This is a genomic window from Nocardioides sp., assembly GCF_031422975.1.
Lineage (GTDB): Bacteria > Actinomycetota > Actinomycetes > Propionibacteriales > Nocardioidaceae > Nocardioides.
In genome coordinates, this window is sequence record NZ_JANPEO010000403.1 from 1 (window position 1) to 8,261 (window position 8,261).

The following is an 8,261-nucleotide window of genomic DNA, read 5'->3' on the forward strand; positions in this document are numbered from 1 at the left end:
CGGTCCGTGGTGCGCGCGGCGGCCCAGGTCGTGATCGGGGTGGCGATGGTGTGGTAGCTCATGCCACTCAGGTGCTCCGGTGGTGCCGCCGAACCCCCTTGTAGGCGTCTGGATGCCGGTGGTTCGTCTCGACGATGGCGAATGCGGCACACCTTCGATCTAGGGTGGTTGATTGCATGGAACGTTGCATGAAGCGTCTTGGAGGACAAACTGAGCACCGCATTTCCAGGTAAACCTGCAGGTCAGCCCCTCAATGAGCGGATGCGGTGGCCGGCGGCCGTCCTGTGGGACATGGACGGAACCCTCGTCGACACCGAGCCCTACTGGATCGCCACCGAATATGCGATGGCGGAGAAGTACGGCGGCACCTGGTCCGATGAGCACGCCCTCAACCTCGTGGGCAACGCGCTCCTCGAGTCGGGCGTCTACATCCGCGTTCACATGGGGATCGAGCTGACCCCGCAGGAGATCGTCGACGAGCTCCTCGACGGCGTCGTCGAGCGTGTGCGGGAATCCGTCCCGTGGCGGCCCGGGGCGCGCGAACTGCTGGCGGACCTGCGGGCCAACGGCGTGCCGTGCGCTCTCGTGACCATGTCCTGGCAGCGGTTCGTCGAGCCGATCCTCGCGCATCTGCCGGAGGACACGTTCGCCACGATCGTGACGGGGGACCGGGTCGAGTTCGGCAAGCCGCACCCCGAGCCGTACCTCACCGCCGCCGCCGAGCTGGGCGTCGCGCCCGAGGACTGCCTGGCGATCGAGGACTCCAACACCGGCGCCAAGTCCGGTGTCGCCGCGGGCTGTGTGGTGCTCTGCGTGCCCAACCACGTGCCGATCCTCGAGGGGGAGCGGCGAGTCTTCCGCGACACCCTCGTCGGAATCACGGCAGCGGACCTGGCCGAGCTCTGATTCCTCAGCCGCCCACGTGGATCTTGGGCCGGCGGTCCTCATCGGGTTCGGCGCGGCGCAGGATCTCGTGTGTGAGCGGTGGGATGTCGCCCTCTCCTGCGAGCAGGAAGCGCAGCGCGTTCTGCCCGGGGGGTCGCTCGCTCCACTCGAAGTAGGCGTGCGGCACCTGGGTGTCCAGGTCGCGCATGTGCAGCAGGACGGCGGCGATGGTGTTGGGCACGGAGTTGCCCTTGGCCCTCAGGATCCGATGCCGGCCGACCTGGCTGCTGGTCAGGGCCACCTCAGAGGCGAAGTCGCTGGGATCGGTCACCTCGACTTCGAGGAAGACCCGGTCATCGTGGTCGATCAGATGGTTGTCGAGCATGACCTCGAGCATCTTCTCGTCGTACTCGTCGTGGTCGCCGGCGTGGAGCTTGTTGGCGATGAAGCGGATGGGGCGCGGATCAGCCACGGCCGCGTCGAGAACCTCCTGGGCGCCCTCGTCGACAACGACCCTCTGGACGCGCAGCTCGGTGCTTCGCCTGATCCGCGAATAGACGCTCACCACCAGGATCATCACGATGAAGACGCCGGCGATGACCAGGCCTTCCGGTCGTTCGACGATCGTCACGACCATCGTGTAGGTGAACACGGCCGCGACGACGGCGAAGAACGCGGCCGCACGCCTGTGACCGCGCCGAAGCTCCGTCAGGACGACCGCCACGGCCGCCGACGTCATCAGGGCCAGCACGCCCGTCGCGTAGGCACCGGCCTGGGCCTCGACGTCGGCATCGAAGAGCACCGTCACCACGACGGCGATCGCGAACAGCACCAGCACGAGTGGCCTGGTGAGCCGCGCCCAGTCGGGGGCCATCCCGTAGCGGGGCAGGTATCGCGGCACGATGTTCAGCAGTCCGGCCATCGCCGAGGCGCCCGCGAACCAGAGGATGCCGATCGTGGCCGCGTCGTAGGCGGTGCCGAAGCCCTCGCCCAGCCGTGCGTGCGCGAGGTAGGCCAGGGCGCGGCCATTGGCCTCGCCGCCCGCCTCGAAGGCCGCGGGCGGGATGAGGAGGGTGGTGACGAAGGCCGAGCCGATCAGCAGCACGGACATGATCAGTGCAGCCGTGGTCAGCAGCTTGCGCGCGTTGCGGATGCGCCCCATCGGCTTCACCGGATCGTCGTCGGCGTCACCTTCGACGAGCGGCATGACGACCACGCCCGTCTCGAAACCGGACAGGCCCAGGGCCAGGGCGGGAAACACGAGCAGTGAGGCTCCGATGATCCCCAGGGGACTGGGGTGCTCGGCCAGCATCGCGGACTTCCAGTCGCCGATCAGAGTGGGATCCGCGACGATCGCCACGATCCCGGAGCCGATGACCACGCAGGACAGCCCCAGATAGACCACGACGAGCACCACGGCGATCCCGATGGCCTCCGAGAAGCCCTTGAGGAAGACCGCCGCCAGCGCCACGAGCAACGCGAGGGTGACCCACAGTTCGCCGCCGGCCAGCGCATCGTGGAGGAACGGGTTCTCCACGACGTGTGCACTGGCGTCCGCCGCGGACAAGGTGATGGTGATGATGAAGCCGGTGGCCACGAACCCGATCAGGCACAGCACGAGCAGCTTGCTCGGCCAGTACGACAACAGGCGCTCCAGCATCGACAACGATCCGTCACCGTGGGGCGACTCCTCGGCCACGCGCCGATACATGGGCAGCGCCCCGAAGAGCGTGATGAGGACCAGCACGATCGTGGCGATGGGCGCCAGGGCGCCGGCCGCGAGAGCGGCGATGCCGGGCTGGTAGCCGAGAGTCGAGAAGTAGTCGACGCCGGTCAGGCACATGACGCGCCACCACGGCTTGACCTCGTGGCGCGCGCTGATCTCGCGCTCGCTCTCGTAGAACCCCTCGGGCTCGGTCTGGCCATGGGTGAGCCAGCGCCCGAGCTTGCTGGAGGTCGACGTGTCAGTCACGGGAGGAGCGTAGAGGCAGTGTCAGGGACGCGCGGTGACGCCCTCGTCGGTGTCGAGGTCAGCCGACGGATCGGGCACCGGCGCCCGCTCGGGCAGCGGCAGCAGCACGCCGCCGAACTCCGGGCAGTGCTCCTTGAACGAGCACCACGCACACAGCGCGGACCTGCTCGGGCGCCACTCGCGCGACTCCTCGCACTCCCTGATGGCCCGCCAGATCGCCTCGACCTTGCGCTCGGTGGCGAGCAGGTCAGCCTCGTCGGGCTCGTAGCGGAGCAGCTCGCCGTTGCCGAGGTAGATCAGCTGCAGCATGGCCGGCACGACGCCGCGGGTGCGCCAGATGACCAGGGCGTAGAACTTCATCTGGAACAGCGCCTTGGCCTCGAACGCCTCACCGGGGCTGCGGCCGCTCTTGTAGTCCACCACCCTGATCCGGCCGTCGGGCGCGATGTCGATGCGGTCCACGAAACCGCGCAGCAGCAGCTTGCTGTCGAGCAACGCTTCGACGTACAGCTCCCGCTCGGCCGGCTCGAGCCGCCGCGGATCCTCCAGGGTGAAGTAGCGCGTGAGCACCTCTCGGCAGCTCGTGAGCCAGGTCGCGACGTCGGGGCCCTCGCCGCCGAACATCTCGGCCAGCTCGGGCGCCTCCCGGAGCAGCGCGTCCCACGAGGGGACCAGAAGGTCGGCGGCGTGGTCGGGGGTGCGCTCGAGCGCCGGCAGGTCGAAGAGGTCCTCGAGCACCTTGTGCACCACGGTGCCACGCACCGCATCCACCGAGGGCCGCTCGGGGAGCTTGTCGATGGTGCGGTAGCGATACATCAACGGACAGGTCATGAAGTCGCCCGCCCGACTCGGTGAGAGCGCACCGAGCACGTCGATCCCGTCCACCGGTGTGGAGACGATCTCGGCAGGGGAGGGACCAGGCATGTGCCGAACCCTAGGGCGCGGCACCGACACCGACCCGGCAGCGCCCCGGCGGACCGAGCCTGTCGCTGCGCCGGATAGGCTCGGAAGGTGACGCAGACACCGCCCTCAGGTGCAGGGCAACCCGCCAGCTCGGGTCAGTCGCGGCCGCCGGGGACGATTCGGATCGGGTCGATCGCAGGCATCGACGTGCTCGTCACCAGCTCATGGTTCCTCATCGCAGCGCTCATCTCGTTCTCCATCGCGCCGCGCATCGAGCAGGTCGAGCCAGGACTCGGTGTGCTCAAGTACGTCGCCGGGCTGGTGTTCGCGATCGTGCTCTACCTCTCGGTGCTGATGCACGAGGCGTCGCACGCCGTGATGGCGCAGCGGTTCGGCTTCAATGTCAACTCGATCACCCTGCACTTCCTCGGCGGCATGACCGAGATCGACGGCGCGGCACGGAAGCCTCGCCAGGAGTTCTGGATCGCGGTCGTGGGCCCGCTCACCTCGATCGCCGTCGGGGCGGCCGCCGTCGGGAGCTGGTTCCTGCTGCCCGAAGGCCTGGTCCGGGTCGCCATCGAGGGCCTGGCCGGCGCCAACCTGCTGATCGGCGTGCTCAACCTCGTCCCCGGGCTGCCGCTCGACGGCGGCCGGGTGCTCAAGGCCCTGGTCTGGGGCGCCACCGGCGACGCCACGAAGGGCACCATCGTCGCCGGCTGGGGCGGCCGGATCACGGCCGTCGTCGTGCTCGGCTGGCCGCTGATCCAGCGCGAGGTCTTCGGCGTACCACCCACCCTGTTCGACTACCTGCTCGTCATCGTCCTCGGCCTCTTCCTCTGGACCGGCGCGACCGCGGCGATGTCCCAGGCGCGGCTCCGGAGCCGGCTCCCGCATCTCCTCGCCCGCCCACTCGCTCGCCGTACCCTCGCCGTGCCCGAGGACACCCCGTTGGCCGAGGCCGTACGCCGCGCCCAGGAGATCGACGCCGGCAGCATCGTCACGGTCACCTCGTCAGGGCGGCCGACCGGAATCGTCAGCGAAGCGGCCGTGCTCGCCACGCCGGCGGAGCGGCGGCCGTGGGTAGCTGTCAGTGCCGTGGCTCGCACCCTCGAGGACGGGCTCACGCTGCCCGCCACGATCGCGGGTGAGGACCTGATCACGGCGATCAGCCGACGCCCGGCCGAGGAGTACCTCCTCGTCGAGGAGGACGGCTCGGTGATGGGTGTGCTCTCGACCGCCGACGTGGACAAGGCCTTCCGCGAGTCACGCGCCTGAGCCTGTCCCCATTAGGGTTCCGCGCATGCCTGACAGTTCTGTGCCCGCCAGTCCCGACGTCCCCGCCGAGGCCTGGTCCGGTGTGCACCGGGGTCCGCTGCGCGAGGGGGAGTGGGTGCGGCTGATCGACCAGAAGGGCCGCAAGCACAACTTCGAGCTCGCACCGGGCAAGCGCTTCTTCTCCAATCGCGGACATATCGAGCACGACGAGATGATCGGTCGCGACGAGGGCTTCACCGTCGACTCGTCGGCCGGCGGGCAGTACCTCGTCTTCCGACCGCTGCTGTCCGAGTTCGTCGTGTCGATGCCGCGTGGGGCGGCCGTCGTCTACCCCAAGGATGCCGCCCAGATCGTCGCGCTCGCCGACATCTATCCCGGCGCCCGCGTCGTCGAGGCCGGTGCCGGCTCGGGTGCGCTGACCTGTTCGTTGCTGCGTGCCGTCGGCCCGTGGGGAAAGGTGACCTCTTTCGAGCTCCGCGAGGAGTTCGCCGAGGTGGCCAAGCAGAACGTCGACCAGTTCTTCAACGCGCCCGCCGGGTCCTCGCACCCGGCCTGGGACCTTCAGCTGGGCGACCTGAAGCTGCTGCTGCCACAGCTGGAGGGGCAGGTCGACCGCATCATCCTCGACATGCTCGACCCGTGGAACTGCGTCGACTCGGTCGCCGAGAAGCTTGTCCCCGGCGGCATCGTCTGCGCCTACGTCGCGACCACCACCCAGCTCTCGCGCGTCGTGGAGACCCTGCGTGCCCACGACGGCTTCACCGAACCGCACCCGTGGGAGTCGCTCGTCCGCGACTGGCACGTCGAGGGACTCGCCGTACGCCCCGACCACAAGATGATCGGCCACACCGCCTTCCTCGTCACGGCCCGGAAGATGGCGCCGGGACAGAGGCCTCCGCGCAAGACCCGCCGCCCCGCCCCGGGCGCCTACGGCCCCGACTACACCGGTCCGCGGCCGGCCGACATGCCTGCGCTGGAGGCGGTCGAGGTCGAGACCCTGGAGTGAGCGTCGAGGTCGTCGCCTGGTCGCCGGTCTGGACGCGATTCGGAGGCTCGACGACCCGTCGGTGTGAGCTGCTGTCGCCGTACCGCGTCGAAATCGTGACCAACACTCAGGCATAACCACTTCCGTCTCATCGCCACATGGGTAATGTCCGAAGGAACAGGAGGTGACGCACATGTCCGAATCGACAGCAGGCGGCGCAGGGTCGGGGATGAGTCCCGACGAACTTGCCACTCAGGTGCGCTTCCTCGAGGCCGAGGTCTCCGATCTTCGACGGCGCCTCACCGACGTCCCCGGTCAGTCACGCGGCCTCGAGCTGCGTCTCGCCGACACCCAGCGATCGCTCGCCGGGGTGACGAGCCAGAACGAGCGCCTGGCGCAGACGCTGCGCGAGGCCCGCGACCAGATCATGAAGCTCAAGGAAGAGGTCGACCGGCTCGCGCAACCGCCGGCCGGGTTCGGCACCTTCCTGTCCCGCAACGAGGACGACTCGGTCGACGTGTTCACCGGCGGACGCAAGCTGCGGGTCAACGTCAGCCCCGCCGTCGACCTCGACGAGCTGGTCAAGGGCCAGGAGGTCATGCTCAACGAGGCACTCAACGTCGTCGCCGCGCTCGAGTTCGAGAAGGTCGGCGAGGTGGTGATGTTCAAGGAGCTGCTCGAGGACGGACAGCGGGCCCTGGTGATCGCCAACGCCGACGAGGAGCGCGTCGTGCGCCTCGCCGCTCCGCTGCTCGAGGCGCTGCCCAAGGCAGGCGACTCACTGCTGCTCGACGGCCGCGCCAGCTATGCCTACGAGCGGGTGCCGAAGTCCGAGGTCGAGGAGCTCGTCCTCGAAGAGGTGCCCGACATCGACTACTCGCAGATCGGTGGCCTGGTCGCGCAGATCGACGCGATCCGCGACGCCGTCGAGCTGCCCTACCTGCATCCGGAGCTGTTCAAGGAGCACAAGCTCAAGCCGCCCAAGGGCGTGCTGCTCTACGGCCCTCCCGGCTGCGGCAAGACGCTGATCGCCAAGGCGGTGGCCAACTCGCTGGCCAAGAAGGTCAGCGAGAAGACCGGCAGCTCGGGGAAGTCCTACTTCCTCAACATCAAGGGCCCCGAGCTTCTCAACAAGTACGTCGGCGAGACCGAGCGGCACATCCGGCTGGTCTTCCAGCGGGCGCGCGAGAAGGCGTCGATGGGCACGCCCGTCATCGTGTTCTTCGACGAGATGGACTCGCTCTTCCGCACCCGCGGCTCCGGCGTCTCCTCCGACGTGGAGAACACCATCGTCCCGCAGCTGTTGAGCGAGATCGACGGCGTCGAGACCCTGGAGAACGTGCTGGTCATCGGTGCCTCCAACCGCGAGGACATGATCGACCCCGCCATCCTGCGACCCGGCCGCCTCGACGTGAAGATCAAGATCGAGCGACCCGACGCCGAGTCGGCGCGTGACATCTTCACCAAGTACCTCACGGCTGACCTGCCGCTGCACACCGACGACCTCGCCGAGTTCCACGACGACCGCGACGCGTGCGTGGCCGGGATGATCCGGGCCACCGTCGAGCGGATGTACACCGAGTCCGAGGAGAACCGCTTCCTCGAGGTGACCTACGCCAACGGCGACAAGGAAGTCCTCTACTTCAAGGACTTCAACTCCGGCGCGATGATCCAGAACATCGTCGACCGGGCCAAGAAGATGGCGATCAAGGACTTCCTGGACCAGAAGCAGCGCGGCATCCGCGTGCAGCACATGCTCCAGGCGTGCGTGGACGAGTTCAAGGAGAACGAGGACCTCCCCAACACCACCAACCCCGACGACTGGGCGCGCATCTCCGGCAAGAAGGGCGAGCGGATCGTCTTCATCCGCACGCTCATCACCGGCAAGCAGGGCACCGAGCCCGGCCGCTCCATCGACACGGTGGCCAACACCGGCCAATACCTGTGAGCGCCCACTTCCCGTGAGCAACGAGTCCCCGTGAGCGACGACGACCTCGGCCACGCCCCGCACGACAGACACGCCCCTTGAGGGGGTGCGTCACCCGGTCCCGACCGACTAGGTTGACCACATGCGGACAATCATCATCATCGTCGTCATCGTCATCGTCGTGCTCTTCCTGCTGAACTTCCTGCGTGGCCGCCGCTGACGCGGACCCTCAGGCCGACACGGCCGTCCCCAGGTGCAGGTAGGTCCAGGGACGGCTGATTCCCGGACCGGGCAGTGCGAAGGACTCCACGTCC

The 8,261-nt window shown here is 68.3% G+C and carries 6 protein-coding genes; 4 read left to right on the forward strand and 2 right to left on the reverse strand.

Features of this window, described 5'->3' with window-relative positions:
- Positions 1 to 261 precede the first annotated feature (261 nt).
- The gene (locus RMO85_RS12180; protein WP_310528994.1) at positions 262 to 906 is read left to right on the forward strand and encodes an HAD family phosphatase; all 645 of its coding nucleotides are present in this window, start codon (positions 262 to 264) and stop codon (positions 904 to 906) included.
- Positions 907 to 910: 4 nt separating this feature from the next.
- Here RMO85_RS12180 and RMO85_RS12185 read toward each other — a convergent pair whose 3' ends face one another.
- Both RMO85_RS12185 and RMO85_RS12190 read right to left on the reverse strand, forming a co-directional pair.
- Positions 911 to 2,857 carry an amino acid transporter gene (locus tag RMO85_RS12185; protein WP_310528995.1) on the reverse strand — a complete coding sequence of 649 codons (1,947 nt, stop codon included), beginning with the start codon at positions 2,855 to 2,857 and terminating at the stop codon, positions 911 to 913.
- A 21-nt stretch (positions 2,858 to 2,878) separates the two neighbouring features.
- Entirely contained in the window at positions 2,879 to 3,781 is a 903-nt protein-coding gene (locus RMO85_RS12190; RefSeq protein ID WP_310528996.1) for a PD-(D/E)XK nuclease family protein, read from the reverse strand.
- 87 nt (positions 3,782 to 3,868) lie between these two features.
- On the opposite strand from RMO85_RS12190, the gene RMO85_RS12195 reads away from it, so the two are divergent.
- From RMO85_RS12195 to arc, 3 genes are all read left to right on the forward strand, one after another.
- Positions 3,869 to 5,035 carry a site-2 protease family protein gene (locus RMO85_RS12195; RefSeq protein WP_310528997.1) on the forward strand — a complete coding sequence of 389 codons (1,167 nt, stop codon included), beginning with the start codon at positions 3,869 to 3,871 and terminating at the stop codon, positions 5,033 to 5,035.
- 25 nt (positions 5,036 to 5,060) lie between these two features.
- The gene (locus RMO85_RS12200) at positions 5,061 to 6,041 is read left to right on the forward strand and encodes a tRNA (adenine-N1)-methyltransferase (protein ID WP_310528998.1); all 981 of its coding nucleotides are present in this window, start codon (positions 5,061 to 5,063) and stop codon (positions 6,039 to 6,041) included.
- Positions 6,042 to 6,249: 208 nt separating this feature from the next.
- Positions 6,250 to 7,968 (forward strand): proteasome ATPase, encoded by a 1,719-nt coding sequence (gene arc / locus RMO85_RS12205; RefSeq protein ID WP_310528999.1) that lies wholly within the window; start codon positions 6,250 to 6,252, stop codon positions 7,966 to 7,968.
- Positions 7,969 to 8,261 lie beyond the last annotated feature (293 nt).

Excerpts from the sequence above, each read along its gene's own strand:
- RMO85_RS12180 (WP_310528994.1), top strand. The coding sequence starts at position 262 with ATGCGGTGGCCGGCGGCCGTCCTGTGGGACATGGACGGAACCCTCGTC.
- RMO85_RS12190 (WP_310528996.1), bottom strand. The coding sequence starts at position 3,781 with ATGCCTGGTCCCTCCCCTGCCGAGATCGTCTCCACACCGGTGGACGGG.
- RMO85_RS12200 (WP_310528998.1), top strand. The coding sequence starts at position 5,061 with ATGCCTGACAGTTCTGTGCCCGCCAGTCCCGACGTCCCCGCCGAGGCC.
- arc (WP_310528999.1), top strand. The coding sequence starts at position 6,250 with ATGAGTCCCGACGAACTTGCCACTCAGGTGCGCTTCCTCGAGGCCGAG.